The organism is Streptomyces sp. NPDC048270 (genome assembly GCF_040652335.1).
Taxonomy (GTDB): domain Bacteria; phylum Actinomycetota; class Actinomycetes; order Streptomycetales; family Streptomycetaceae; genus Streptomyces.
In genome coordinates, this window is sequence record NZ_JBEZLV010000002.1 from 91,738 (window position 1) to 114,982 (window position 23,245).

General features: G+C 73.7%; 28 protein-coding genes. 17 read left to right on the top strand and 11 right to left on the bottom strand.

Annotation, left to right across the window (positions count from 1 at the left end):
• Positions 1–143: 143 nt before the first annotated feature.
• Positions 144–344: a hypothetical protein gene (locus AB0D66_RS01835; protein WP_362295104.1), complete on the top strand. Its 201-nt coding sequence runs from the start codon at positions 144–146 to the stop codon at positions 342–344.
• Between the two features lie 40 nt (positions 345–384).
• Here AB0D66_RS01835 and AB0D66_RS01840 read toward each other — a convergent pair whose 3' ends face one another.
• From AB0D66_RS01840 to AB0D66_RS01850, 3 genes are all read right to left on the bottom strand, one after another.
• Positions 385–999, bottom strand: coding sequence for a TetR family transcriptional regulator (locus tag AB0D66_RS01840; RefSeq protein WP_362295107.1), 615 nt, complete (start codon positions 997–999; stop codon positions 385–387).
• A gap of 147 nt (positions 1,000–1,146) precedes the next feature.
• Entirely contained in the window at positions 1,147–1,989 is an 843-nt protein-coding gene (locus AB0D66_RS01845; RefSeq protein WP_362295840.1) for an RNA polymerase sigma-70 factor, read from the bottom strand.
• Between the two features lie 492 nt (positions 1,990–2,481).
• A complete protein-coding gene (locus tag AB0D66_RS01850) occupies positions 2,482–2,781 on the bottom strand; it encodes a hypothetical protein (RefSeq protein WP_362295110.1) in 300 nt (99 codons plus the stop codon).
• Between the two features lie 84 nt (positions 2,782–2,865).
• Here AB0D66_RS01850 and AB0D66_RS01855 point away from each other — a divergent pair, with 84 nt between their 5' ends.
• On the top strand, positions 2,866–3,606 hold the full coding sequence (locus AB0D66_RS01855; protein WP_362295113.1) for a protein phosphatase 2C domain-containing protein: 741 nt from the start codon (positions 2,866–2,868) through the stop codon (positions 3,604–3,606).
• Positions 3,607–3,634: 28 nt separating this feature from the next.
• Here AB0D66_RS01855 and AB0D66_RS01860 read toward each other — a convergent pair whose 3' ends face one another.
• Both AB0D66_RS01860 and AB0D66_RS01865 read right to left on the bottom strand, forming a co-directional pair.
• Complete coding sequence (locus AB0D66_RS01860; RefSeq protein WP_362295116.1) at positions 3,635–4,162, bottom strand: histidine phosphatase family protein; 528 nt, start codon at positions 4,160–4,162, stop codon at positions 3,635–3,637.
• 7 nt (positions 4,163–4,169) lie between these two features.
• A complete protein-coding gene (locus tag AB0D66_RS01865) occupies positions 4,170–4,445 on the bottom strand; it encodes an isoamylase early set domain-containing protein (protein ID WP_069920970.1) in 276 nt (91 codons plus the stop codon).
• Between the two features lie 212 nt (positions 4,446–4,657).
• Between AB0D66_RS01865 and AB0D66_RS01870 the strand changes: the two genes are divergently transcribed.
• A complete protein-coding gene (locus tag AB0D66_RS01870; RefSeq protein WP_362295120.1) occupies positions 4,658–5,947 on the top strand; it encodes a hypothetical protein in 1,290 nt (429 codons plus the stop codon).
• Here AB0D66_RS01870 and AB0D66_RS01875 read toward each other — a convergent pair.
• Positions 5,865–6,791 carry a YhjD/YihY/BrkB family envelope integrity protein gene (locus AB0D66_RS01875; RefSeq protein WP_362295123.1) on the bottom strand — a complete coding sequence of 309 codons (927 nt, stop codon included), beginning with the start codon at positions 6,789–6,791 and terminating at the stop codon, positions 5,865–5,867. The two genes, AB0D66_RS01870 and AB0D66_RS01875, sit on opposite strands and share 83 nt — an antisense overlap.
• Positions 6,792–6,940: 149 nt before the next feature.
• Between AB0D66_RS01875 and AB0D66_RS01880 the strand changes: the two genes are divergently transcribed.
• Together AB0D66_RS01880 and AB0D66_RS01885 are read left to right on the top strand one after the other, a co-directional pair.
• A complete protein-coding gene (locus AB0D66_RS01880; RefSeq protein WP_362295126.1) occupies positions 6,941–7,480 on the top strand; it encodes a potassium channel family protein in 540 nt (179 codons plus the stop codon).
• Positions 7,477–8,853 (top strand): chloride channel protein, encoded by a 1,377-nt coding sequence (locus AB0D66_RS01885; protein WP_362295129.1) that lies wholly within the window; start codon positions 7,477–7,479, stop codon positions 8,851–8,853. Before AB0D66_RS01880 ends, AB0D66_RS01885 begins: the two co-directional genes overlap by 4 nt.
• Before the next feature lie 36 nt (positions 8,854–8,889).
• Here AB0D66_RS01885 and AB0D66_RS01890 read toward each other — a convergent pair whose 3' ends face one another.
• Entirely contained in the window at positions 8,890–9,315 is a 426-nt protein-coding gene (locus tag AB0D66_RS01890; RefSeq protein WP_362295132.1) for a hypothetical protein, read from the bottom strand.
• 398 nt (positions 9,316–9,713) lie between these two features.
• Between AB0D66_RS01890 and AB0D66_RS01895 the strand changes: the two genes are divergently transcribed.
• From AB0D66_RS01895 to AB0D66_RS01905, 3 genes are all read left to right on the top strand, one after another.
• Entirely contained in the window at positions 9,714–9,917 is a 204-nt protein-coding gene (locus AB0D66_RS01895) for a cold-shock protein (protein WP_030011983.1), read from the top strand.
• Positions 9,918–10,012: 95 nt separating this feature from the next.
• Complete coding sequence (locus AB0D66_RS01900; RefSeq protein ID WP_362295134.1) at positions 10,013–10,393, top strand: hypothetical protein; 381 nt, start codon at positions 10,013–10,015, stop codon at positions 10,391–10,393.
• A gap of 277 nt (positions 10,394–10,670) precedes the next feature.
• Complete coding sequence (locus AB0D66_RS01905) at positions 10,671–11,522, top strand: SigB/SigF/SigG family RNA polymerase sigma factor (RefSeq protein ID WP_362295136.1); 852 nt, start codon at positions 10,671–10,673, stop codon at positions 11,520–11,522.
• Between the two features lie 112 nt (positions 11,523–11,634).
• Here AB0D66_RS01905 and AB0D66_RS01910 read toward each other — a convergent pair whose 3' ends face one another.
• Entirely contained in the window at positions 11,635–12,057 is a 423-nt protein-coding gene (locus AB0D66_RS01910; protein WP_362295139.1) for an ATP-binding protein, read from the bottom strand.
• A gap of 168 nt (positions 12,058–12,225) precedes the next feature.
• Between AB0D66_RS01910 and AB0D66_RS01915 the strand changes: the two genes are divergently transcribed.
• From AB0D66_RS01915 to AB0D66_RS01945, 7 genes are all read left to right on the top strand, one after another.
• Positions 12,226–12,966, top strand: coding sequence for an SDR family oxidoreductase (locus tag AB0D66_RS01915; protein ID WP_362295141.1), 741 nt, complete (start codon positions 12,226–12,228; stop codon positions 12,964–12,966).
• Between the two features lie 82 nt (positions 12,967–13,048).
• The gene (locus AB0D66_RS01920; protein WP_362295144.1) at positions 13,049–14,410 is read left to right on the top strand and encodes an aspartate aminotransferase family protein; all 1,362 of its coding nucleotides are present in this window, start codon (positions 13,049–13,051) and stop codon (positions 14,408–14,410) included.
• A 258-nt stretch (positions 14,411–14,668) separates the two neighbouring features.
• Positions 14,669–15,586: a factor-independent urate hydroxylase gene (gene pucL / locus AB0D66_RS01925; RefSeq protein ID WP_362295147.1), complete on the top strand. Its 918-nt coding sequence runs from the start codon at positions 14,669–14,671 to the stop codon at positions 15,584–15,586.
• A gap of 187 nt (positions 15,587–15,773) precedes the next feature.
• Positions 15,774–16,019: a hypothetical protein gene (locus tag AB0D66_RS01930; protein WP_362295151.1), complete on the top strand. Its 246-nt coding sequence runs from the start codon at positions 15,774–15,776 to the stop codon at positions 16,017–16,019.
• Positions 16,020–16,220: 201 nt separating this feature from the next.
• Entirely contained in the window at positions 16,221–16,931 is a 711-nt protein-coding gene (locus AB0D66_RS01935; protein WP_362295153.1) for a hypothetical protein, read from the top strand.
• Positions 16,932–17,033: 102 nt separating this feature from the next.
• Positions 17,034–17,399 carry a hypothetical protein gene (locus tag AB0D66_RS01940; protein WP_362295156.1) on the top strand — a complete coding sequence of 122 codons (366 nt, stop codon included), beginning with the start codon at positions 17,034–17,036 and terminating at the stop codon, positions 17,397–17,399.
• 65 nt (positions 17,400–17,464) lie between these two features.
• The gene (locus AB0D66_RS01945) at positions 17,465–17,638 is read left to right on the top strand and encodes a hypothetical protein (protein ID WP_362295158.1); all 174 of its coding nucleotides are present in this window, start codon (positions 17,465–17,467) and stop codon (positions 17,636–17,638) included.
• A 155-nt stretch (positions 17,639–17,793) separates the two neighbouring features.
• On the opposite strand, the gene AB0D66_RS01950 is transcribed toward AB0D66_RS01945, so the two are convergent.
• The 3 genes from AB0D66_RS01950 to AB0D66_RS01960 are packed head-to-tail and all read right to left on the bottom strand — an operon-like array spanning position 17,794 to position 20,053.
• Entirely contained in the window at positions 17,794–18,684 is an 891-nt protein-coding gene (locus AB0D66_RS01950) for an ABC transporter permease (RefSeq protein ID WP_362295161.1), read from the bottom strand.
• Positions 18,681–19,643, bottom strand: coding sequence for an ATP-binding cassette domain-containing protein (locus AB0D66_RS01955; RefSeq protein ID WP_362295164.1), 963 nt, complete (start codon positions 19,641–19,643; stop codon positions 18,681–18,683). The genes AB0D66_RS01950 and AB0D66_RS01955 overlap by 4 nt, the downstream gene beginning before the upstream one ends.
• Positions 19,640–20,053, bottom strand: coding sequence for a hypothetical protein (locus AB0D66_RS01960; RefSeq protein WP_362295166.1), 414 nt, complete (start codon positions 20,051–20,053; stop codon positions 19,640–19,642). Before AB0D66_RS01960 ends, AB0D66_RS01955 begins: the two co-directional genes overlap by 4 nt.
• A gap of 219 nt (positions 20,054–20,272) precedes the next feature.
• Between AB0D66_RS01960 and AB0D66_RS01965 the strand changes: the two genes are divergently transcribed.
• Positions 20,273–21,100 carry a hypothetical protein gene (locus AB0D66_RS01965; protein WP_362295169.1) on the top strand — a complete coding sequence of 276 codons (828 nt, stop codon included), beginning with the start codon at positions 20,273–20,275 and terminating at the stop codon, positions 21,098–21,100.
• 81 nt (positions 21,101–21,181) lie between these two features.
• The gene (locus AB0D66_RS01970; RefSeq protein ID WP_362295172.1) at positions 21,182–23,185 is read left to right on the top strand and encodes an FUSC family protein; all 2,004 of its coding nucleotides are present in this window, start codon (positions 21,182–21,184) and stop codon (positions 23,183–23,185) included.
• The last annotated feature ends 60 nt before the right edge of the window (positions 23,186–23,245 follow it).

The window sequence follows — 23,245 nt, forward strand, 5'->3', positions numbered from 1 at the left end:
CCGTCGCCCGGCGGCGGACGCCACGGCGGCGGGGCATCACCCGTGTGCCCCGCCTCGTGGCCGGCGTGATGCGGGCCGGTACGGCGCGTGCCAGCGTCATACAGGAGGAATCCCTACCCCCCGCACCACGAGGAGCCGCCGTCATGGACGGTAAGAAGGGCAAGCGAAACGAGCCGGGCGAGGGCCGCGAGGCGCAGAGCCACCACCGCCCCGGGGACCCCGCGCACGCCCAGCCGGGCAGGCAGTCCCACAAGCAGGGCCAGAAGGAGGGCCCGAAGGAGGCCCCGCGCCGACGCGAGGACGACCTGCTGCGCGAGGAGGACCTGCACGACGAGACGATGTGACGGGGCGCCGCTCGACCGCGTAAACGCGTAGACCAGCCCGTCACAAGGGGCCGGCGGTCCTGAAGATCCGGTCCAGGTGGTGGTGGAGCACCGCGACGGCCGACTCCTCGGTCCGCTGCCCCACCAGGATGCTGGTGCCCATGGTCGCCGTCATCGCGAGCAGGCTGACCGCCTCCGTGCGCGCGTCCACGCCCGGGTCGGCCAGCCCGGCCGCCCGGGCCTGTTCGAGCAGGCCGGTGACGGCGTTCTCGGCGGCGTCGGGCTTGTCGATGAAGGGCTGGGCGGCCAGCGCCCCGTCGGTCACGGACAGGATCGAATACGAGCTGTACAAGAGGTGGAAGGTGCGGCTCTCCTCGTCGAGCGGGAGGGAGGCCAGCAGCAGCGCCTCGATGGTCGCGCGGGGGCCCGGGTCGGGGCCGATCGCGGCGAGGCGGGCGCCGACCCGTGCGGTGAAGCGGTCGGTCAGGTGCTGGAGCCCGTAGAAGAGCAGCTTCTCCTTGGTCTCGAAGTAGTACTGCACGAGCCGGAGCGACACCCCGGCCTCGGCGGCCACCTCGCGCATGCCGACGGCGTGCAGCCCCCGGCGCCCCGCGACCCGGATGAGCGCCTCGGCGATCTGGGCACGCCGTTCCTCGTGGTCCACGCGCTTGGGCATGCGCCGGTTTCTCCGCTCGTCGGTGGGGGCTCCACGGCCCGGAGCCCGGGCCGATTTTCATGGTACTTCCGTACCACCACCATGGCGCGGCCGCGTCCCGGGGAACGGCTCCTCCTGCCGACCGAGCGGACGGCCCGGCACCGGTGTTCACCGCAGGGTGAGCGCCGTCTCGGATGCCGCCCGGGTCAGCTTGTGCGGGTTGCGGACGTAGTAGAGGCCCGTGATGCGGCCGGCCTCCACGCGGACCGCCATGATGCCGTCCAGCTCGCCGTCCAAGTGCACGGCGAGGGCCGGGCTGCCGTTGACCACGGTGGGGCCCACGGTCATCGGGCGGTCGTTCTTGCCGAGGCCGCCGGACATGAAGCGGGCCACCTTGTCGGCGCCGGCGATCGGCCGCCGCGCGGCCTGCTTGATGCCGCCGCCGTCGCTCAACAGCACGACCTCCGGGGCGAGTACGTCGAGCAGGCCCTGGATGTCCCCGGTGACGAGGGCGCGTTGGAAGGACTCCAGGGCCGCCCGGGTCTCGCTCGCGGTGGCCACCTCGCGGGGGCGGCGGGCGTCGACGTGCCGGCGGGCCCGGTGGGCGATCTGGCGGACGGCCGCCGGCGTCTTGTCGACGGCGGCCGCGATCTCGTCGTAGCCGACCTCGAAGACCTCGCGCAGGACGAAGACGGCGCGCTCCGTCGGCGAGAGCGTCTCGAGGACGAGCATCAGCGCCATCGACACGCTCTCGGCCAGCTCGACGTCCTGGGCCACGTCCGGCGCGGTGAGCAGCGGTTCGGGCAGCCAGGGGCCGACGTACGACTCCTTGCGGCGCGTCATCGTGCGCAGCCGGTTGAGCGACTGGCGGGTCGTGATCCGGACCAGGTAGGCGCGCTGGTCGCGCACCTGGTCCAGATCGACCGCGGCCCACCGCAGCCAGGTCTCCTGGAGGACGTCCTCCGCGTCGGCCGCCGATCCGAGCATCTCGTAGGCGACGGTGAACAGCAGGTTCCGGTGGGCGACGAAGGCATCCGTCGCCGGGTCGGGGGCGTGCCGGTCCGCCTCCGGACCCCCCGGCCGGCCCGCTTCGGGCCGCCCGGCCCCGAGCGGCTCCTCGCGCCCGCCGCCGAGGCGCACGGCATCGGTGTACTCGCCCACGGTGTCTCCTCCGTCGTCAGGGTCCCGGCATGGAGACACCGCGGGACCGCCCCCTGTGACAGGGTGTGAGCGGGATCACTCCGGGCCTGCGGTGCGGCTCCTACCGGCCCGGTGCGGACGAACGGGAGTCCGCGGGCGGCTGCGGCGCCGGCCGCGAGGGCCGCGGGACGGGTCCGCGGGCGGGCCTCGGTGCCTGCGGGTCGGCCGGGAAGGGGGGTCCGGGGGGCGCGGGACGGCCGGCCGGATCCGGGGGGAAGGGCGGGCCCGGCGGAGCGGGCTTCGGCTGCGTCATGGGGACTCCCGTTGGTTCGTACGACCGGGCCGGGGCACGGCGGGCCGTCGCTACGGCCGCAGCCGGCTGAAGCCGACCTCGAAGCGTTCGACCGACACGACCCGCTGGCCCTCCCGCCGTGCCGTCTCCTCTCGGATCCGGCCGGCCTGCTCCTCGCTCTCCCGCATGGTCCGCTCGTCGTCCCACAGGGTCAGCGAGGCGGCCCTTCCCGAGGCGCGGTCGACGAGGTAGTAGACGCCCCGGAAGCCCGGCAGGTCCTCGACCTGCCGGACGATCTCCTCCGAATGCGCGGTCAGGTCCCCCTCGGCGGGTACCGGTGATCCCTGGTAGGTGCTCAGCCTCGCGAACATCTGCCGCAGTCCTTTCTCGGGCCCCCCGACCAGACTGCTCCGGCAGGTCACGCGCCGCATGCCGAGCGGCGCGACAATGGTGGGGTGCCGTACATAGCCGTGACCGCCCTGAGCCATACCGGGCTCGTGCGCGAGCACAACGAGGACAGCCTGGCCATCGGGCCGTGGACGCTGTGCGGGACCGCGACCGAGAGCCCCCAGACGCTCGTGTTCCCGCTCGGCAGGCCGCTCGTGGTAGCCGTCGCCGACGGGCTCGGCGGGCAGCCGGCCGGCGAGGTCGCCAGTGAGCTGGTCGTGCGCGAGCTGTCCCTGCTCGGCCCCGCCCTGGACGGCGGCGAGGCCGTCCGCAACGCCCTGGACCTCTGCAACCGCGCGGTGTACGCGGCCGCCGAGGGCCGCCCGGACCTGACCTCCATGGGCACCACGGTCGCCGGCGCCCTGGTCCTGGAGGAGTCGCTGCTGGTCTTCAACGTCGGCGACAGCAAGGTGTTCCACGCGACCGCGGACGGGCTGCGCCAGCTCAGCGTGGACGACAGCCCGCCGCCCGCGCCCGGGCACCGCACCACGTCGGCCGTCACCCAGGTGCTCGGCGGCAGCCGCGGACAGAGCGCGATCACTCCGCACGTGGCGGACGTCCCGCTGTCCCCCGGCGACCGCTACCTGGTGTGCAGCGACGGGCTGACCGACCCGGTGCCCGAGGAGACCATCGACGGACTGCTGCGGGTGCACGACGACGGCAAGGCCGCGTTCGAACTGTGGAAGGCGGCCATCGAGGCCGGCGGCCCGGACAACATCACGCTCGCCCTGGTCCGCATCGGCGAGTGAGCCCGGGCTCCGTCCCGCTCCCGCCGGCTCAGGGCCTGGCGCCCCGGGGCACGGCGAGCCCGGCGAGCCGGGCGCCCCCCGGCGCCAGCGACGACCAGGGGCCGGACAGGTCCAGCACCGCGATCGCGGACGTCGGGAACTTCACGGCGGCCTGCTCCAGCGCGGCGGCGTCCCCGTCACCGGCGAGCAGCAGGACCAGCTCCTGCGCGCCCGGGTTGTGCCCGACGAGCAGCAGCGTCCGCGCCTGCGCGGGGGTCTCCCGTACCAGGTCCAGCAGTTCCCCGGCGCTCGCCCCGTAGGCACGCTCCTCGTACGCCACCGGCGCGGTGAGCCCGGCCTCGGCCGCGACGAGGTCCCAGGTCCGGCGGGTGCGGCGGGCCGGCGAGCACACGACCCGGTCGGGCACGCAGCCGGCCTCGCGCAGCCAGCGGCCGGCGGCCGGCGCGTCGCGCAGACCGCGCGGGCCGAGCGGACGCTCGGCGTCGGGCACGTCCGGCGGCCAGGCGGACTTGGCGTGCCGCAGGACGACCAGCCGCCGGACCGTGCCCGCTGTCATGGGTGCCTCACGTGTGCAGGCGGCTGTTGGGGCCGTCCCGGTCGCCGGCGCTGTCGTCATTGAACCAGTAGTCCCCCGCGGCCAGATAGCGGAAGGAGTGCGCGCTCTCGGACGGCAGCTCGACCGTGACGGCCCGCTTGCCGTCCTTGCGCGGCTTGAGGGTGTGCGCCCCGGGCTGCCAGTCGTTGAAGTCGCCGACCACGCTCACCGGCCCGGGCGGCGTGTCCGCCGGAAGGACGAAGGTGACCTCGGTGCGGTCCTTGCGCAGCTTGCGCTCCAGCATGGAAACAGCTCCTGACTGCGGAGGCGGAAGGGATGGCGCCCATCCTCGGGGCCGGGCGGGCGGCCCGCATGCCGACGCCTCCGCGCGCGCCGAGGTATCACCCGTCCACCACGGTGCGCGACACGGTGGGCCCAACCGGACGGGCCGCTCCCGGCCGCCGCGTGTCCAATGGACGGGAAGCGGTTCCCGCGTCGGCCGTCCCCGGGAGTGCCATGAGTCCGCGCGCCGGACGGTTCGTCAGGAGCACCCTCTCGGCCGTCCTGATCACCCTCGCCTGCCTCCTCGTACCGGTCTGCCTGCTCACGGTCTGGGTGCACGACATCGTGCTCGACAACGACCGGTACGTGGCCACCGTCGCCCCGCTCGCCTCGGACCCGGCGGTCGAGGAGGCCGCCGTCCGCCGCATCGCGGAGGCCGCCGACATCCGGGTGGACGGCGCCCGGGTCACGGCGGACCTCGCGCGGTGGCTCGAGGAGCAGGGGCTGCCGCCGCGCGTGGGAGCGGCGGTCAAGGCGCTGGGCCCGGGGCTGGACTCGGCCGCCGACCAGGCCGTCTCCGAGGTGGCGGCCCGCTTCGTCGAGAGCGACCGGTTCGAGGCCCTGTGGACCCGGGCCAACCGCGCCGCCCACACGGCCGTGGTGCACGCGCTCACCGGCCGGGGCCGCGGCGCGGTCGGCATCGACGGCGGCACCGTCACCCTCGACCTCGGCAGCGCCGTGGAGAACGTCAGGGAGGAGCTGGTCAAGGCCGGCCTCGCGCCGGCCGAGCGGATCCCCGAGGCCGACGGGCGCATGGTGCTCTTGCCATCCGACGCCCTCGGGAAGATCAGGGGCGCGGTCCGCCTGCTCGACGTCCTCGGCAACTGGCTGCCCGTGCTCACGGCGGTCCTCGCGGCGGCCGGGGTCCTGCTCGCGCACCGCCGCCGCCGAGCCCTGGTGACCACGGCGCTCTGCACGGCCGCCGCCTGTCTGCTGCTCGCCATCGGCCTGGCCCTCGCCCGCCGCTCCTACCTCGAGCACCTCCCGGCGCAGGTCCAGTCCCCGGCGGCGGCAGCAGCGGTCTTCGACACCCTGGTGCGGTTCCTGCGGGTCAGCCTGCGCACCACGCTGGTCCTCGGGGTGGTCGTGGCGCTCGGCGCCTACCTGTCCGGCGGCGGCCGGCTGCCGCGCGCCCTGCGCGGGGGCGCCGAGCGCACGGCCGACTCCGCCGCGCGCTGGGGCGCCGCCCACGGCCTCGGCACCGGCCGGGCCGGCGGGTGGGTGGAGGCCCGCCGGCGCCCGCTCACCGCCGGGGCGGTGCTGCTGGCCGCCCTCGGGTTCGCGCTGTGGAACCACCCGACCGTGCCGGCCGTGCTGCTGCTGGCGCTCGTCCTGTCGGCGGTGCTCGCCGTACTGGCCCTGCTGGCGGCGGACGGCCGGGTCAGCGGCCGGGCGGCCGGGCGGACCGGGGATCCCGGGGACCCCGGGGATCCCGGGGATCCCGGGCTTCCTCGGCCGGGCTGAGGGGAGTACGCAGCCGGCGCGCCGGGGCCGGCTCGCGGGCCACCACGTACCCGACGGCGACCGCGACCGTGATCACGACGAACAGCACGATCAGCCAGGACAGCAGCACGAACACCGAGCCGAGGCTGCCGAACTGGCGCAGGCTGCGCTCCACCGCGAGGGGCATGTAGATCCGCGACGCCGCGGACAGCACCTGCTCCCCCGCCCCGGCCAGCACCGCACCCGGCAGCAGCGGGAGCCACGGGATCCGGCCGCCGAGCAGCAGGTGCTGGGTCCACCACCACAGCAGCGTGCCGCTGACCGTCGCGAGGACGAAGCCGAAGGCCAGGCCGGTGCCGAAGGCGTTCTGCACCGGCCCCTGGAACAGCAGGGCGGTGAGCCAGACCAGCAGCCAGGCCAGCCACCGCCAGGCCGCGAGGCGGGCCTTGGCCTTGGGCAGGTGCCAGGAGCGCTCGCACATCGACTGCAGGGCGCGGCTGCACGCGGTCGCCGACAGCAGGGTCACCACGAGCCCCACCACGCCGGTGCTCGCCGTGGCCGCGGAGTCGGTGGCGGAGTACACCGCCCGCACCTGGTCCAGAGCGGCGTCCTGGAGGCCGAGCGTCGTGCGCACGGAGGAGACCAACTGGTTCTGGAGCCAGGCGGGGGCGAGGGCGCCGATGACGAACAGGGCGGGCACCGCCCCGAGGAAGGCCTGGGCGGCGAGTCTGGTCGCACAGTCCAGCACGTTGACGGCTCCCAGCTGCTCGAGGAGCCTTCCCAGCAGCGGGGTGTGCCGGCCCATCCAGCCGCGCAGCCGGCCGGGCAGGACGAGGCGGCGGGGCCTGGCCTGCGGTTGCGGCACGGTGTGCTCCTCACGGGGGACGATCCGCCGACGGCGGTGACCACCCTTCCACGAAGAGTGACGCACTACCGCATACCGCGCATGCGCCGCACCCGCATCCCGAGTCCGCTCCGGTCGCGGGATGCGCTCCGGCCCGTTCTCCTGAAGCCATGGAAGGCAACGCGGCCCGGCGCCGCCGACGCGTCCTGGCCGGTCACACGCTCCGGTCCGTGGCCTGGGCGGTCCTGATCACCGCGCTGTTCTACCTGGCTCCCCTGGACCGCGGGTTCGGCGCGCTCACCGTCGTCACGCTGGCGGCGGGGCTGGGTCTGTTCGGGTGGCTGGTCGCCTGGCAGGTCCGGGCCATCACCCGTGCGGAGTATCCCCGGCTGCGGGCGATCGAGGCACTGGCCACCGCCGTGCCGCTGTTCCTGGTGCTGTTCTCCGCCACGTACTTCCTGCTCTCCCAGCAGGTGCCGGAGTCGTTCTCGGAGCCGCTCAACCGGACCGACACGCTCTACTTCGCGGTCACCGTGTTCGCCACCGTGGGATTCGGGGACATCGTGCCCACCTCCGAGCTCAGCCGCGCGCTGACGACCGTGCAGATGGTCGCCGATCTGATCGTGGTGGGCGTGATCGCCAAGGTGCTCTTCGGCGCGGTACGGATCGGGGTGCGCAGACGGGGGACGGCGGAAGGGAATGACCCATGACGCAGCCGCGCTCGGGCGGGACCGGACACGGGAAGGGCACCGGGAAGGAGGCCGGCACCGGGAAGGAGGGCGGGAGCGGGAGCGGTCCGCAGGAGCCGGACGTCCTGCGCCACCTGCTCCGCAGCCCCGGCTATCCGAAGCTGCTCGTCTTCTGCGCCCTCATCGGCATACCGGTGTCCCTCGCCGCCTTCTGGTTCCTCGTCGGCCTCCACGAGCTGGAGCGCGTGCTGTGGGCCGACCTCCCGCGGGCCCTGGGCCACGACGGCCCGCCCTGGTGGTGGCCGCTCCCCCTGCTGCTCCTGTCGGGCATCCTGGTCGGCCTGGCCGTCACGCACCTGCCCGGCGCCGGCGGCCACGTGCCCGCCGCCGGAATGCAGGTGGGCGGGTCCTCGCCGGCCGTGCTGCCCGGGGTCCTGCTCGCCGCGGCGGCCAGTCTGCCGCTCGGCGCCGTCCTGGGTCCGGAGGCCCCGCTGATCGCCCTGGGCGGCGGGCTGGCCCTGCTGTTCCGCGACCTCGCGCAGGCCCCGGCCACCCCGCAGAACACCGCGCTGCTGGGCGCGGCCGGGGCCGCGGCGGCCATCTCCGCGATCTTCGGCAATCCGGTGGTCGCCGCGGTGCTGCTGATCGAGGTGGCGGGGGTGGGCGGCCCCCAGCTCTTCGCGGTCATGCTGCCCGCCCTGCTGTCCAGCGGGGTCGGGTCCCTGGTGTTCACGGGCCTGGGGCGCTGGACCGGGCTGGGGACGGGCGAGCTGTCGCTGAAGCTGTCCGCGCCGCTCCCCCGCCTGGACGTGGCGGACGTCCTGTGGGCGCTGGCCGTCGCGGCGGCCGTGGCCGCCGCGATGCACCCCGTACGGGCCGGGGCCCGGCTCGTCGCCGCGTACGTCAGGGAACGGCCCCTCGTACGGACCGTGCCGTTCGCCCTGGGCGCCGGGGTCTGCGCCGCCGTGTACGCGCTGGCCACCGGGCGGTCCTCCGGCGAGGTGGCGTCCTCCGGCCAGGCCGCCCTGTCCGCGCTCGCCGCCGACCCGCAGGCGTGGGGGACCGGCGCACTGGTCGCCGTGCTGGCCTTCAAGGGCGCCGCCTACACACTGTGCCTCGGCAGCCTGCGCGGCGGCCCGGTGTTCCCGGCGCTGTTCCTCGGAGCCGCCGCGGGCGTGCTCCTCGCGCCCCTGCCGGGCCTGGGCGTGGTCCCCGCGATGGCCGCCGGCATGGCGGCGGCCACGGCCGCCACCCTGCGGCTGCCGGTGAGCAGCGTGGTGCTCGTGGTCCTGGTCCTCGGCAGTACCGCCATGATGCCCGTGGTGATCCTGGCGACCGTGGTCGCCTTCGTGGTCACCGAACTGCTGCCGCCCGGACGGCCCGTGGCCGCGTGACCGGTGGCCGCGGGACCGGTGGCCGCGGGAGGGGTGTCAGCACTGGAGACCGGCGGCGGCGGCCGCGGAGGTCTCCTCCAGCTTCTGGATCTGCGGCTGGAGCTTGGTGAGCGCGTCCTTGCCGGTCGTGTCGCCGGGCAGGCCCTCGTAGGCCTTCTTGAGGTCGTCGGAGGCCGCCTGCACCGCGGAGCGCTCCGCCTCCCGCAGCTTGCCCAGGTTGTCCTTCACCCCGTCCCAGTCCTCGCGCACGGCGTCGTAGGCGTCCTTGACCTGGTCCTTGGTCGCGGCCGCGGGGTCCAGGGCCTTCAGCTTGGCGTTGTCCGCCCTGAGTTCGGTCAGGTCGCTACAGGCCTCGGCCGCGGCCTTGGTGGCCTCCTCGGAGGGCGAGCTGTCGTCGGAACACGCGGCGAGGCCGAACGCCGCGCCGACGCAGAGCACGCCGATCACCGGGAATCGCTTCATGGGTGGGGCCTTCCTCACAGAGATGGGAACGGCCGTGCGGGGCAGTCGGCCGCACGGGGGCGCGAGCGTCCGCAGGGCGTTCGGCCGGGAAAACGCCGACGCGCGCCTACTCCATCCGGCGGACACCCGGCGAGAACCCCGTCCGCGCCGGGCCCCGGCCCCACCGGGACCCCAGAATTTGACTTATATTAATTTCACTGGCGGAAATTCGTTTAGGCGGTGCCGGAAGGGGAAGTCCGCCCTGCTCACGCAGCCTCTGTGTTACGGTGATCCCAGTTGCAGTTGTGGTTCCCAAAATACTTCTTATTTACCGGTGATCTTTCCGGCGGGGCAATCATCACAGCGACGCCGGTTTTCGCACAGTGCGATTCCGGGCAGTGCCCCAAAGGAGAATTCAGATGGCATCCGGCACCGTAAAGTGGTTCAACGCGGAAAAGGGCTTCGGCTTCATCGAGCAGGAGGGCGGCGGCGCTGACGTGTTCGCCCACTACTCGAACATCGCTTCTTCCGGCTTCCGTGAGCTCCAGGAAGGCCAGAAGGTCACCTTCGACGTCACGCAGGGCCAGAAGGGCCCCCAGGCCGAGAACATCGTTCCCGCCTGACGCCGACACGCACAGCAGGCCGGGGCCCGCACCTCACGGTGCGGGCCCCGGCCTTGTCGTCTTCCCGGTCGCCCGCGCTTGCTAGAGTCCCGCCCATGTCGACCCCTGACGACCTGCTCATCGATCTCGCGGCCATGGTCGAGTCGGAGCAAACCAATCAGATGTCCCTGACCGTCGTGGTCCACGGCGCCGTCATCACCGGCCGCCTCGCCCCCGAGAGCGTCTGGCGCCAGCGCGTCGCCGAGGTCCTCCAGGACTCCGACCAGCTGGCCCCGTTCGCCGAGGTGTTCAGAGAACCCGGCGGCTCCGCGGGCCGCACCCCGCCCACCACCGGGACACCCTCCCACCTGCACTTCCACGTGGCCCGCATCCTCCAGGGCACCCTGGGCATCCCCGAGACCGGCGGCATGTACCGCATCGCCCTGAAGGACGTCGGCGCCTGGACCGTCGGCGACTTCAGCTACTCGGACAGATAACCCCCCTCGCCCACCCCGCCCTTGTGCCCGACGGGCCTCCCGCGGAACGGCGTCATGCGCGTTCCGGTGCCGGAGGCCCGGAGGTACGGGGCGACGTATCGGGGCCGATCTGCGGGTGGGGCGCCGATGCCGGCCCGCGGCGGATGGTCCGGGTGGGGTACGTACCGGTTCTGGCGGGTATATCCCCTGAGACTGAGACAGCGCGAAAGAGCTCGGGAGACCGCGACGACGTATCCCCGGGACCCACCGGGGCCGCCCGTCGGAGGAGCGCAGCGCCATGCACCACACAGACCTGACAGACGTCTCGACCCACGAGGCCAGGGCCCTGTCCGTGGCCCTGTTCCGGAGGCTGGCCGAGCTGCAGGAGGGCAGCGCGGAGTTCAGCTACGTCCGCAACACGCTGGTCGAGCTGAACCTCAGCCTGGTGAAGTACGCCGCCCGGCGCTTCCGCGGCCGCAGCGAGCCGATGGAGGACATCGTCCAGGTCGGCACGATCGGCCTGATCAAGGCCATCAACCGGTTCGATCCGGAGCGCGGGGTGGAGTTCACCTCGTTCGCGATGCCGACGATCACCGGCGAGATCAAGCGGTTCTTCCGCGACACCAGCTGGGCGGTCAAGGTCCCGCGCAGGCTCCAGGAGCTGCGGATCGACGCCGCGAAGGCGCACGACGCGCTGGAGCAGGCCCTCGGGCGCGAGCCCACGGACTCCGAGCTCGCCGAGCAGCTGCACGTCACGCCCGCGGAGCTGGCGGAGGGCCGCAAGGCCGCCTCGGCGTACTCCGCGCGCTCTCTCGACGCGCCGGCCCAGGAGGAGGGCGAGCGGGACTCCGGCGCCGACCGGCCGTCCCTCGGCGAGGAGGAGCAGGCGTACGACCGGATCGAGTGCCTGGAGTCCCTCAAGCCGATCCTGGCCGGCCTGCCGGAGCGCGAGCGCATCCTGCTCTCCCTGCGGTTCGGGCAGGAGCTGACGCAGTCCGAGATCGGCGACCGGCTGGGCCTGTCCCAGATGCACGTGTCCCGGCTGCTGACCCGCACCCTGGAGCGGCTGCGCTCCGGCCTGCTCACCGACGAGCCCGCCGAAGCCGGGGACCTGGTCCAGGGCCCGGCCCGAGCCGGCGGCCAGGCTTGAGGGTCCGGGTCAGGGGGCCGGCCTGCGGCCCCGATGACCGTTGCGGCCCCGAGGGGCTCTTGCCAGGCCCGGGCCACGACGGCCCTCAGAACCCTCAGAGCCCTCAGAGCCCTCAGCGCCCGTCCTGACCCGCTCGGGGCGCCGCGACCTCCAGCCAGACCGTCTTGCCCGGCCGCCCGTCCGGCGAGGGCACCGCGCCCCAGCTGCGGGCGAGCCGTTCCAGCACGATCAGCCCGTGGCCGCCCGGCAGTGTGCGGTCGCCGGGCGGCCGCCGCCTGGGGACCTCGGGGCTGTCGTCGCTGACCTCCACGCGCAGCCGCTCGGGGCCGTGCCGCAGCACCAGCTCCCGGGGGCCGCCTCCGTGCAGGCAGGCGTTGGTGATCACCTCGGAGACCAGGAGCAGCACGTCCTCCACGGACTCCGCCCCTCCAGGCCACTGCCAGTCGGCCAGCGCCTTGCGGGTGAAGTCCCGGCACCGCCCCACGACACCGGTCGTGGCGCCGCCGAGAACGAGCCTCCGCGTCTGCTCGGCCACAAGGCCTCCCGTCTCCGCGCCTCTCCGCGCCGCATGTACCCCTACCCGGGGCTGCCAATCCTAGGGCGGCCGCCACGGCCCGCCTTCCCCAGGAATTTCACATGTCGGAAACAAGATTCCGCCATGCGGTAATCTAAGATCCAATCCACCCACCCAGGAGGAAAATCCATGACCGAGAGCCGCGTCGCCCTGATCACCGGCTCCTCTTCCGGGATCGGCGCGGCCGTCGCCCGCCGGCTGAGCGCGGCGGGCATCCGCGTCGTCGTCAACTCGGCGCGCAGCGAGAGCGCCGGAAAGGCACTGGCCGCGGAGCTGCCGGGCGCCGTGTACGTGCGGGGCGACGTCGCCGACGGGCAGGACGCCCGGCGGATCGTGCAGAGCGCCGTCGACGCCCACGGGCGGCTCGACATCCTGGTCAACAACGCGGGCGTCACCCGGTTCGTCCCGCTGGACGACCTGGAGGCCGCCGACGCCGGCGCCTGGCGCGAGATCTTCGACGTGAACGTCATCGGCGCCTGGCAGATGATCACCGCCGCCGTGCCCCACCTGCGCGCGTCCGGGGCCGCCTCGATCGTCAACATCTCCTCGGTCTCCGCCACCCGGGCCCTGGGCAGTTCGGTGCCGTACGCGGTCAGCAAGGCCGCGGTCAACCACATGACCCGCCTGCTCGCCTCCCAGCTCGGCCCCGCCATCCGCGTCAACGCCGTGGCGCCCGGCCTCATCGACACCCCCTGGTACGAGGGCGCCGAGGAGGTCTGGGAGAGCTCCCGGGAGTGGATCACCGAGAACACGCCCCTGCGCCGGGTCGGCACCCCCGAGGACGTCGCCGAGGCCGCCCTCTACCTGGTGGACGCCGCCTACACCACGGGCGACGTCCTCACCGTCGACGGCGGCCGCCACGTCGTCTGAGTCCGGGTCCGGGTCCGGGTCCGGGTCGCCCGCGGACGCGGGCGGCCCGCTATTCCACATCGTGGACAACTACTCTCGTTTCATGAACGCAGAAGCCCACGACCCCGCCGCCGCGAGGGACGCTGTGAAGGACGCCGACCGGAAGCACGTCTTCCACTCCTGGTCGGCCCAGGAGCTCATCGACCCGCTGGCCGTCGCGGGGGCCGAGGGCTCGTACTTCTGGGACTACGACGGCAACCGCTACCTCGACTTCTCCAGCGCCCTCGTCTACACGAACATCGGCTACCAGCACCCGAAGGTCGCCGCGGCCCTGCAGGAGCAGGCGGCGCGGCTCTGCACGGTCGCGCCCGGCTTCGCCGTCGACGTCCGCTCCGAGGCGGCGCGGCTGATCGCCGAGCGCACCCCGGGCGACCTCGACAAGATCTTCTTCACCAACGCCGGGGCCGAGGCCGTGGAGAACGCGGTCCGCATGGCCCGGCTGCACACCGGCCGGCCCAAGGTGCTGTCCGCGTACCGCTCGTACCACGGCGCCACCTCCGCCGCGATCAACCTGACCGGCGACGCCCGCCGCTTCGGCAACGACAGCGCGACCGCCGGCGTCGTGCACTTCTGGGGCCCCTTCGCCTACCGCTCGCCCTTCTACGCGGCCACCGAGGCCGAGGAGTGCGAGCGGGCCCTGCGCCACCTCGAGGACACCATCGTGTTCGAGGGCCCGCAGTCCATCGCCGCGGTCATCCTGGAGACCGTCGGCGGGGCGCCGGGCGTCCTGGTGCCCCCGGCCGGCTACCTGCCCGGCGTGCGCGAGCTCTGCGACCGCCACGGCATCGTCCTCGTCCTCGACGAGGTCATGGTCGGCTTCGGGCGCACCGGCCGCTGGTTCGCCGCCGAGCACTGGGACGTCGTCCCCGACCTGCTCTGCTTCGCCAAGGGCGTGACCAGCGGGTACGTACCGCTCGGCGGGGTCGCCATCTCGCCCGCCATCGCCGAGACCTTCGCCCGCCGCCCCTACCCGGGCGGGCTGACGTACTCCGGGCACGTGCTGGCCTGCGCCGCCGCCGTGGCGACGATCAACGTCATGGAGGAGGAGGGCATCGTCGAGCGGTCCGCCCGCACCGGCGCCGAGCTGCTCGGTCCCGGGCTGCGCGCGCTCGCCGAGCGGCACCCCTCGGTCGGGGAGGTCCGGGGCCTGGGCACCTTCTGGGCCCTGGAACTCGTCCGGGATGGCGCCACACGCGAACCGCTCGTGCCGTACAACGCCTCCGGGGCGGACAACGCGCCGATGGCCGCGTTCGGCGCCGCCTGCCGCAAGGGCGGGCTCTGGCCGCTCCTCGCCGGCAACCGCGTCCACGTCGCGCCGCCCTGCAACATCGCGCCGCAGGACGTCGCCAAGGGGCTGGCGATCCTCGACGAGGCCCTCTCGGTCGCCGATGCGCACATGCTCTGACCTGCGAATCTGTGGGGTCGCCCAAGACGTGGGTGCTGGTGTTCGGATGATCCGTACGGTGGTTAACCCGCCGTACACATGCTGCAATCCGTGAGTACGAACAAGCACCTACGGACCGGGATGCACGTCAGTCCCGGGGCGGTCCTGCCGAGGGCCGAACGGCGGGGGGCGGGACGTCTTCGGGCGGCCGCTGGACGCCGGGCGTACGGGATCCAGACGACCGGACTCCGTGTTCCCGAAGCCGAAGGAAGACAGCACATGAGCAAGCACGTCCTCGCGCAGAACCAGTACGGCAAGGCCGAGAACCGCATCGTCAAGGTGACCCGCAAGGGCGGCGACGGCTCGTGGCACGAGATCCGCGACCTCAACGTGTCGGTCGCGCTCCGCGGCGAGTTCCGCGACGTCCACCTGACCGGCGACAACGCCAACTGCCTGCCGACCGACACCACCAAGAACACGGTGTACGCCTTCGGCAAGGAACACGGCATCGAGTCCCCCGAGGCCTTCGGCATCCTGCTCGCCAAGCACTTCGTCTCCTCCCAGCAGCCGATCCGCGAGGCGCAGATCCGCATCGAGGAGTACGTGTGGGACCGCATCCCGGTCCCGACGCGCAAGGAGCAGCACTCCTTCGTCCGCAAGGGCCAGGAGGTGCGCACCGCGCAGATCACGTACAGCGAGACGACGGGCCTCCAGGTCATCTCGGGCCTCAAGGACCTGACGGTGATGAACTCGACGAACTCCGAGTTCCACGGCTTCATCAAGGACAAGTACACGACCCTCCAGGAGGCGTACGACCGCATCCTGGCGACCAAGGTCACCGCGCGCTGGGCGCACTCGGCGCTGGCCGCCGACGACGCCTCCACCGACTGGGACCAGGCGTACAAGAAGGTCCGCAAGAACATGCTGGAAGCCTTCGCGGAGACCTACTCGTACTCGCTCCAGCAGACCCTGAACCAGATGGCCGAGCGCGTGCTCGACGCCTGCCCCCGGGTCAACGAGGTGCGCCTGAACCTCCCCAACAAGCACCACTTCCTCGTCGACCTGGAGCCCTTCGGCCTCAAGAACGACAACGAGGTCTACTTCGCGGCGGACCGGATGTACGGCCTCATCGAGGGCACCGTCCACCGCGACGGCGTACAGCCGGTGATCGCGACCTCCGACTGGATCGTCGCCTGACACCTTCCGTTTGCCGCTCCGTTCGGCCCGGACCCCGCTGCGGGGTCCGGGCCGTTCCGCTGAGTGGACGAGTTCCAGCCGCGGTTCCGGTTCGGTAGCCGAAACAGACCCTTGTGCCGATGGCCGCACCCAAGGAGGCTGTGCTGCCGACGAGTTGACCACGATGGGGCGAGGGGGCCGGTAGTCCATGCCGAGGGCGATCAGGGAATGGCGGGGCTGGACGGGCGCCGCCCCCTTCTGGCTGAACTCCTTCCTGCTGCTCCTGGCCCCGTTCACCGCCGTCACCCTCTTCGGCCAGCTCGGTGTGATCGCGGCCCTGGCCGCGCTGGGCGGCCTGGCCCGCCACCTCTGGTGCGGGGACTACGGCCACCCGGCGGTCCACCTCGCAGCCGTCCTGATGGGCGTGGCGACGGCGACGCTGGTGACGACCTGAATCACCCGTTCGGGCGTAGGGCGGCCCCTCCCCGGGCCGGAGCGGCCGGACCTGCCGTCAGCTGGGCGAACGCACGGATCAGGGGTGCGACACGCCCGTGACGTTCTGTCAGTCTCCCGTGTTGCACCGGGTGCCGGTGGGCAGAGGAGGTATCCACTGCTCCTATGACCCGGCCGCCCGAGCCGGACGGAGGGACCCCGCATGCCCCGCGCCAAGTCGGTCGTCGCCGCGCTGACGGTGGTCCTGCTGGCCACCGGCATCGGAGTGCTGCAGCGCACCGAGGGTGCCGACCCCGCGGTCGCGGCCACCGACGACGCCCTGCCCTCGCGGGCGCTGGGGCTGTCCGACCACCGGCGCCTGGCCCGGCAGGGGCAGTGGTCCGGTGAGCACGCCCCCGGGCACGGGGGCCCGCCGCCCGGGTCGGCGGCGGGACCGCCCCGGCCGGTCACGGGACCGCTGGCGGCCGCCCGGCCGCTGCGGCTGCGCGTACCGAGCCTGGGCATCGACGTACCCGTGTCGTGGACGCCCGCACCGCCGGACGGGCCCGGGGGTGCGGGCCGGACCGACGGGCGGACCGACGGGCGCGAGGAGCGCGAGGGACAGGGCGGTCAGGCCGGGCAGGGCCGCCGTGAGCGGCCGGCCGAGGTCTCCTGGCACGGCCCCGGTCCGGCGCCCGGAGCGGCCGGCACCGCCGTGATCGGGGGGCCCGGCCTGGACCTCTCCGGGCTCCGGCGGGGCCGGACCGTCGAGGTCGCCCGTGAGGACGGCCGGACGGCCGTGTTCACCGTCATCAGCATCTCCCCCGGCGCGTCCGGCGGCCGCGAGGACCGGCCGGGGCGGCCCCAACTGCGGCTGGTCGGCGGTGAGACCGCCGTACTGGCCCGCCTGACGGGTCAGCGCCGGGGCCGCTGACCGACCCCCGCGTCAGCCCTGGGGACGCTGTTCGTTCCGCCGGTCGGGCGCTTCTGGCAACCGGGCCGGGAGTTGCCCGGCGTGTCGGGGCACACCCCTCGCATGAGCGGGAGGCAGCACGTGCGCGCGGCCCTGACCAGGGCCCTGACGAAGGTCCTGACAGCGGCCTGCGTCGTGCTGCTGTGCGTGTTCGGTGCCGGTCCGGCCGCGGCGACGGTCGCCGAGTCCCGGCCCGCCTCCACCGCCCCCGCCGAACCCACCGAGGGCCAGTCCGACCCGGCCGCCGAACCCGAGTCGCGGGCGGCCGTGCGGTCGCCGGCGCGCGGGACGCCCGGTGTACGGCGCACTCCGCTGCCGGTGTTTCACGTGAAACATGCCGAGGCCCGGCCCGTGGCCGCCCCGGTATGGCGGACGGCGGTGCCGCCGCTGTCCGCGCGGACGGTGCGGAGCGTGGTGCTGCGCTGCTGAGCGGGCCGAGGCTCCGGAGCAGCGCAGTCCCCCCCACACCCCCCTGAGCACCGTGAGGTTCCGCCATGCCCATCGACGCGTACGCCGCCCTGAACGCCATGCTCCGCGCCGAAGTCACCCGGTTCACGCCGCCGGTGCGCAAGAGCGCCGACCCGGCCGTGTCGCAGAGGACCGCCGGCTCGGCGCCCGAGCCCGAGAGCGAACCCCAGCAGAGCGCAGCCGCGGACTCCGCCGCGTAAGAGGGAAGGCGCCGGCTCCCACGCCCTCGGCAACGGAGAGTGGTCACGTGAGGTTCGACCACGGGCAGGGGAACCGGCGCCACCACCAGTCTGCGCCCGGCGGCAGCCCGGCCGCCTCGGGCAGAGGTACCGGCCCGACCCGGCCGAAAGAACGGCTACTTGCGGTTGTACAGCCGCATCGTGACGGGCCCGAAGACCAGGACCAGAAGTCCCGCCCACCCCAGTGACCAGGCGATCTCGGGGGCGGGCCACTCGCCCGCCATCAGACCGCGCACGGCGGTGGTGAGGTGGGTGACCGGGCTGTTGTTGACGAAGGCCTGCAGCCAGCCCGGCATCGTGCTCGGGTCCACGAAGATGTTGCTGAGGAACGTGAGCGGGAACAGCACCATCATGCTCACGCCCATGACGGACTTCTCGCTGCGCAGCAGCAGCCCGAACATCGTCCACACCCATGAGAAGGCGAACGAGAAGACGATCAGCAGCACCACTCCGGCCAGCACGCCCATGACCCCGCCCGCCGGGCGGAAGCCCAGGAGCAGGCCGACGGCCAGCATCACGGCGGAGGCGATGGCGTAGCGCAGCATGTCCCCGAGCAGGTAGCCGACCATCGTCGACGGCCGCCAGATGGGCAGCGTGCGGAAGCGGTCGAAGACGCCCTTCTCGATGTCGGTGTTGACGGACACCCCCGTGTACATGGTGATCATCACGATCGACATGACGAGGATGCCGGGCAGCAGGGTCTGGATATACGTCCCCGGGGAGCCGGCCAGCGCACCGCCGAAGAGGTACGTGTACATCAGCACCATCATGATCGGGAACGCCGTCACGTCGAAGAGCTGCTCGGGGACGTGCTTGATCTTCAGGACCGCCCGCCAGCCGAAGGTGAGCGAGGTCGACAGCGCGCTCGGGCGCGGCGGGCGCCGGCCGGAGACCAGGAGGGCGGCGAGTTGATCGGCGCGCGGGGCCGTGAACTCCGGCTCGGGGGCGGTCGTACCGGTCGTCCCGGCGGGGCCGGCGGCCGTCTCCTCGGCGGCGGGGACGCTCATGTCGTCACCCCCTTGTCGTCGGTGAGCGCGAGGAACACCTCGTCGAGGCTGGGCTGGCCGAGCGCGAAGGTGTCGACCACGATCCCGGCCCGGGCCAGCTCGGCCAGGGCCGCGGCGGCCGACCGGGCGTCGTCGACGCGGGCGGTGAGCGCGACGGGGTCGGGATCCGGCGTGACGGACTCGTCGAGTACGGCGGCCAGCAGGCGCACGGCTTCCTCCCGCTGGGCCGGGTCGCGCAGCCGGACGTGCACGCTGCCCGAGCCGACGGAGGCCTTCAGCTCGCCCTTCGTACCCTCGGCGATCACCTTGCCGTGGTCGATGACGGCGATCCGGGAGGCCAGGTGGTCGGCCTCGTCGAGGTACTGGGTGGTGAGCAGGACGGTGGTGCCCTGCGCGACCACGGCCCGCACGATCTCCCAGACCTGGTTGCGGCTGCGCGGGTCGAGGCCGGTGGTCGGCTCGTCGAGGAAGAGCAGGTCGGGGGTGTTGAGGATGGAGGCGGCGATGTCGATGCGCCGTCTCATGCCGCCGGAGTACTGCTTGACCTGGCGGGCGGCAGCGGCCGAGAGCCCGAAGGCCTCCAGCAGCTGGCCGGCGCGCTCCCGGGCGGCGGGCCGGGAGTGGCCGAGCAGCCGCGCGAGCAGCACCAGGTTCTCGGTCCCGGTCAGGTCCTCGTCGACGGAGGCGTACTGGCCGGTGAGGCTGACCCGGCTGCGCACGGCGTCCGCTTCGCGGGTGACGTCCTTGCCGAAGACGCGGGCCTCCCCGCCGTCCGGGCGCAGCAGGGTGGCCAGCACCTTCACCACGGTGGTCTTTCCGGCTCCGTTGGGGCCGAGGACCCCGTAGACGGTTCCCGCCGGCACGGCGAGGTCCACCCCGTCGACGGCCCGGGTCTCCCCGAACACCTTGACGAGGCCGGCGGTCTCGATCGCGTGGCCGGCGCGATCCGTGGGACTCATTCCTCGCGCGTGTAGTAGCGGTAGAAGGCGGTCACGCCGACGCCGATGCCGACGAAGAGCCCGATGACGGTCGCCCGGAGCACGCTGGAGTTGGTCAGGCTGTGCAGGTAGCCCGCGGCGATGCCGGTGAAGACTCCGTACGCGGCGGCGTGGACCTCGCGCCTCATCCGGGGGCCGACCCGGCCCAGGGCGAACATGATGCCTGCGAAGATCACCCCGCACAGGATCCCGTAGAAGACGTTGCCCGCGTCCACCGGACCCATCTGGCGGTGGATGAAGGCGGCCCAGACCCCGTAGACGAGTCCGGCGAGCAGGGCCCGTGTGAGGGCGTTCCTGGCGGTGTGGTCAGTGGCCGTCGCGGTCGGACGGTAGTGGTGCCGCCGGGAGGCGGTGGGTGCCGCATGTGCCATGACGGGCTCCTCTCTCCCATCCTCCAGGGCACACCCGCCGCCCCCGACCGGCAAGTGGATCAACCGCCCCGGGCCGGTCAGGCGGGGCGCACCGCCCGCCGGAAGCCGCCGCGGGGGCCGGGAGCGGAGGTATCCGGAATTCCTCCCGCCAGGGCGCCGCGCCACCCGCCCGCAGCAACACCGCTCGCGCCGGGCACCGCCCCGGCATTCCCTGGTGACGTGCGCACCATCCTGTCGGCGGTACTGATCGCGCTCGTGGCCCTGCTGGTGCCCGCGAGCGCCGTCGCGTACTGGGCCGACCGCGACCTGGGCAACGCCGACCGCTACACCGCCGCCATGTCCCCGCTCGCCGCGGACCCCGCCGTCCAGGGCGTCGTCGTCACCCAGGCCAGCCGCGCCCTCGCCGGGCAGATCGACGCGGGCCCCTTCCAGAGCGGGGTCGACGCCCTGCTCGGCGAGGCCCTGCGCTCGTTCGCCGGCACCGAGGCCTACCGCACCGCCTGGGACGCGGCCAACCGCGCCGCCCACGCCGCCTTCCTCCAGGCGCTCACCACCGGCCACGGCGACGCCGTCACCATCGACCTGGCACCCGTCGTCGCCCAGGTCAAGGAGGAGCTCGTCGCCGACGGCGTGCCGTTCGCCGACCGCATCCCGGTGACCCACCTCTCCGTCAAGGTCATGGAGTACGACAACCTCGGCGCGCTCCGGAAGGGTTTCCGCATGCTCCAGATCGCGGGCGTCTGGCTCCCCGTGCTGACCGTGGTACTGGCCGCCGCGGCCATCGCCGTCGCCGTGCGCCGCCGGCGGGCCGTGGCGGCCACCGGGCTGGGGCTCGCGGTCGGGGCCGCCCTGCTGTGGATCGCCGTCGACGTCTGCCGCCGGATCACGCTGGACGACCTGCCGGCCGACATCGACCGGCAGGCCGCCGGTGCGGTGTACGACGCCCTCACCGCGTTCCTGCGCACCACCGCCTGGGTGGTGCTGGCGGTCGGGCTCGCCGCCGCGCTGGGCGGGTGGCTGACGGGCCGGCTGCGCCGCACCCCATAAGCTCGGAAGGTACCCAACGTACGCAGAACGACGCAGAAGAACCCAGAAGAACCGATTCTCGAGCGGCGGCACGGAAGCGGAATGAGCACCGAACGCACCGAACACATAGCGTCCGGGCGGGGCCGGCCCCATCCACTGGCCCCACCCGCATGGCTGCTCGGCGGACTGCGGCCGAGCGCCGCACCGATCCCCTGGGCCGCCGCGGCGCGCGCCGCGCTCGCGCTGTCCGTCCCGCTCGCCGTCGGATTCGCCCTCGACGAGCCCGAGTACGGCGCACTCGTCTCCATGGGCGCCCTGTCCGGGGTCATCGGCGACACCGCCGACGCCTACCGGATGCGGATCCTCAACATCGCCGTGCCGCAGCTCGTCGGCGCCGTGGGCGTCACCCTCGGCACCCTGGTCTTCGGACACGGCTGGCTGGCCGTCAGCGTCCTGACCCTCGTCGCCCTGGTCTCCGGCATGATCTCCTCGATCGGCACGGTCGCCTCCGTCTCCGGACTGCTGCTCCTGCTCAACGCCGTGATCGGCGCCGGGCTGCCGCTGCCGCAACCCTGGTGGACGGCCCCCCTGCTGCTGACCGCGGGCGGCCTCTTCGTCCTCCTGCTCTCCCTGCTGGGCTGGCCGCTGCGCGGCCGCCTACCCGAGCGCACCGCCGTCGCCGCCACCTACCGGGCGCTGGCGGACTCGCTCGAGGCGGCCGGCGGCCCCGCCTCCGTCTACGACGAGCGCCGCCGGCAGGTCACCCAGGCCCTGAACCAGGCCTACGACCTCGTGCTGGGCCGGCGGGCCCGGGTGCACGGGCGCAGCCCCTCGCTGGTGCGGATGCTGGCCCAGCTCAACGTGGTCATCCCGCTGGTGGAGGCCGCCCCCGCCGCACACCTGCGCGGCCGCCCGCTGCCGCCCGAGGTCCCGGCGGCCGTACGGGACCTGGCCGACGCCGTCGAGGAGGGCCGCACCGGCACCCCCGTACTCGACCTGCCCGCACCGCACACCCCGTCCGAGCGGGCCGTCGACTCGGCCCTGCGGCACGCTGCGGCCGTCGTGCACCTCGCCGAACCGGACCTGCACAACGTCGACGACCGGCTCGGCAGGCCCGCCGCCCTGGGGGTCCGCGCACGGCGCGCGGTGCGCGACATGATGCTCTCCGAGGCCTCCTGGCGGTACGGGCTGCGGCTCGCGCTCTGCATCGGGCTCGCCCAGTCCCTCGTCTCGCTGGTCGAGGTCGAACGGTCCTACTGGGTCGCGCTGACCGTCACCTTCGTCCTCAAGCCCGACTTCGGCTCGGTGTTCTCGCGGGCCGTGCTGCGCGCGCTGGGCACCGCCGCCGGGCTGGTGGTCGCGGCCGCCGTGCTCGCCGAGGTGCCGCGCGGCTGGTGGGACGTACCGGTGATGGTGGTGCTCGCCGCGCTCATCCCCGCCTTCTCGGTCAAGGGGTACGCCTTCCAGACCGCCGCGATCACCCCGGTGATCCTGCTCCTCTCGGACCAACTCAACCACCAGGGCTTCGACCTGATCCGGCCGCGCCTGCTGGACAGCCTGATCGGCTGCGCCATCACCCTCGTCGCCGGCTACCTGCTGTGGCCCGAGAGCTGGCACGCCCGGATCGGGGACCGGCTCGCCGACACCGTGTACGACGCCGCCCGGTACCTCGAACGGGCCTTCGCCCCGGCCCCCGACGAGGCCGCGCTCGCCGAGGCCCGCACCATCCGCGTCCAGGCCAGACGGCGCATCTACCGAGACCTGTCGGGCGTGCGCAGCGAGTTCCAGCGGGCCCTGACCGAGCCGCCGCCGACGGGGGCCCGGGCCGCCGCCTGGTGGCCGCTGGTGGTGGCCGTCGAACGGATCGTGGACGCGACCACCGCCGCCCGCGTCCGGGTCAACCACGGGGCCGAGCCGCCGACGGCGGACGAGGTGGAATCCCTCGCGGACCGGCTGCGCGAACTGGCCGAGCGGGTGCGCAGCAGCACCACCCCGGTCCGGGCCGACGCGGAGCCCGCGGGCGAGGCGTCATCCGGCGTCCTCGGCCCGGTCCACCAGGAGGTGGCGGCGGCCCGCGCCCTGGTCCGGCCGACCGCCGACCGCTGACCGCCCGCCGGCCGGGGCGGCGGCGCGGCTCGCCCGGATGGACCTGTGCCCGGGCCCCCG

Coding starts and splice junctions, on each gene's coding strand:
- AB0D66_RS01860 (WP_362295116.1), bottom strand. CDS start 4,162: ATGACAGCGGGCACGGTCCGGCGGCTGGTCGTCCTGCGGCACGCCAAG.
- AB0D66_RS01955 (WP_362295164.1), bottom strand. CDS start 19,643: ATGAGTCCCACGGATCGCGCCGGCCACGCGATCGAGACCGCCGGCCTC.
- AB0D66_RS01930 (WP_362295151.1), top strand. CDS start 15,774: ATGCCGAGGGCGATCAGGGAATGGCGGGGCTGGACGGGCGCCGCCCCC.
- AB0D66_RS01940 (WP_362295156.1), top strand. CDS start 17,034: ATGAGCGGGAGGCAGCACGTGCGCGCGGCCCTGACCAGGGCCCTGACG.
- AB0D66_RS01960 (WP_362295166.1), bottom strand. CDS start 20,053: ATGGCACATGCGGCACCCACCGCCTCCCGGCGGCACCACTACCGTCCG.
- AB0D66_RS01935 (WP_362295153.1), top strand. CDS start 16,221: ATGCCCCGCGCCAAGTCGGTCGTCGCCGCGCTGACGGTGGTCCTGCTG.
- AB0D66_RS01850 (WP_362295110.1), bottom strand. CDS start 2,781: ATGTTCGCGAGGCTGAGCACCTACCAGGGATCACCGGTACCCGCCGAG.
- AB0D66_RS01890 (WP_362295132.1), bottom strand. CDS start 9,315: ATGAAGCGATTCCCGGTGATCGGCGTGCTCTGCGTCGGCGCGGCGTTC.
- AB0D66_RS01920 (WP_362295144.1), top strand. CDS start 13,049: ATGAACGCAGAAGCCCACGACCCCGCCGCCGCGAGGGACGCTGTGAAG.
- AB0D66_RS01895 (WP_030011983.1), top strand. CDS start 9,714: ATGGCATCCGGCACCGTAAAGTGGTTCAACGCGGAAAAGGGCTTCGGC.
- AB0D66_RS01885 (WP_362295129.1), top strand. CDS start 7,477: ATGACGCAGCCGCGCTCGGGCGGGACCGGACACGGGAAGGGCACCGGG.
- AB0D66_RS01865 (WP_069920970.1), bottom strand. CDS start 4,445: ATGCTGGAGCGCAAGCTGCGCAAGGACCGCACCGAGGTCACCTTCGTC.
- AB0D66_RS01880 (WP_362295126.1), top strand. CDS start 6,941: ATGGAAGGCAACGCGGCCCGGCGCCGCCGACGCGTCCTGGCCGGTCAC.
- AB0D66_RS01835 (WP_362295104.1), top strand. CDS start 144: ATGGACGGTAAGAAGGGCAAGCGAAACGAGCCGGGCGAGGGCCGCGAG.
- AB0D66_RS01945 (WP_362295158.1), top strand. CDS start 17,465: ATGCCCATCGACGCGTACGCCGCCCTGAACGCCATGCTCCGCGCCGAA.
- AB0D66_RS01970 (WP_362295172.1), top strand. CDS start 21,182: ATGAGCACCGAACGCACCGAACACATAGCGTCCGGGCGGGGCCGGCCC.
- AB0D66_RS01900 (WP_362295134.1), top strand. CDS start 10,013: ATGTCGACCCCTGACGACCTGCTCATCGATCTCGCGGCCATGGTCGAG.
- pucL (WP_362295147.1), top strand. CDS start 14,669: ATGAGCAAGCACGTCCTCGCGCAGAACCAGTACGGCAAGGCCGAGAAC.
- AB0D66_RS01950 (WP_362295161.1), bottom strand. CDS start 18,684: ATGAGCGTCCCCGCCGCCGAGGAGACGGCCGCCGGCCCCGCCGGGACG.
- AB0D66_RS01905 (WP_362295136.1), top strand. CDS start 10,671: ATGCACCACACAGACCTGACAGACGTCTCGACCCACGAGGCCAGGGCC.
- AB0D66_RS01840 (WP_362295107.1), bottom strand. CDS start 999: ATGCCCAAGCGCGTGGACCACGAGGAACGGCGTGCCCAGATCGCCGAG.
- AB0D66_RS01915 (WP_362295141.1), top strand. CDS start 12,226: ATGACCGAGAGCCGCGTCGCCCTGATCACCGGCTCCTCTTCCGGGATC.
- AB0D66_RS01870 (WP_362295120.1), top strand. CDS start 4,658: ATGAGTCCGCGCGCCGGACGGTTCGTCAGGAGCACCCTCTCGGCCGTC.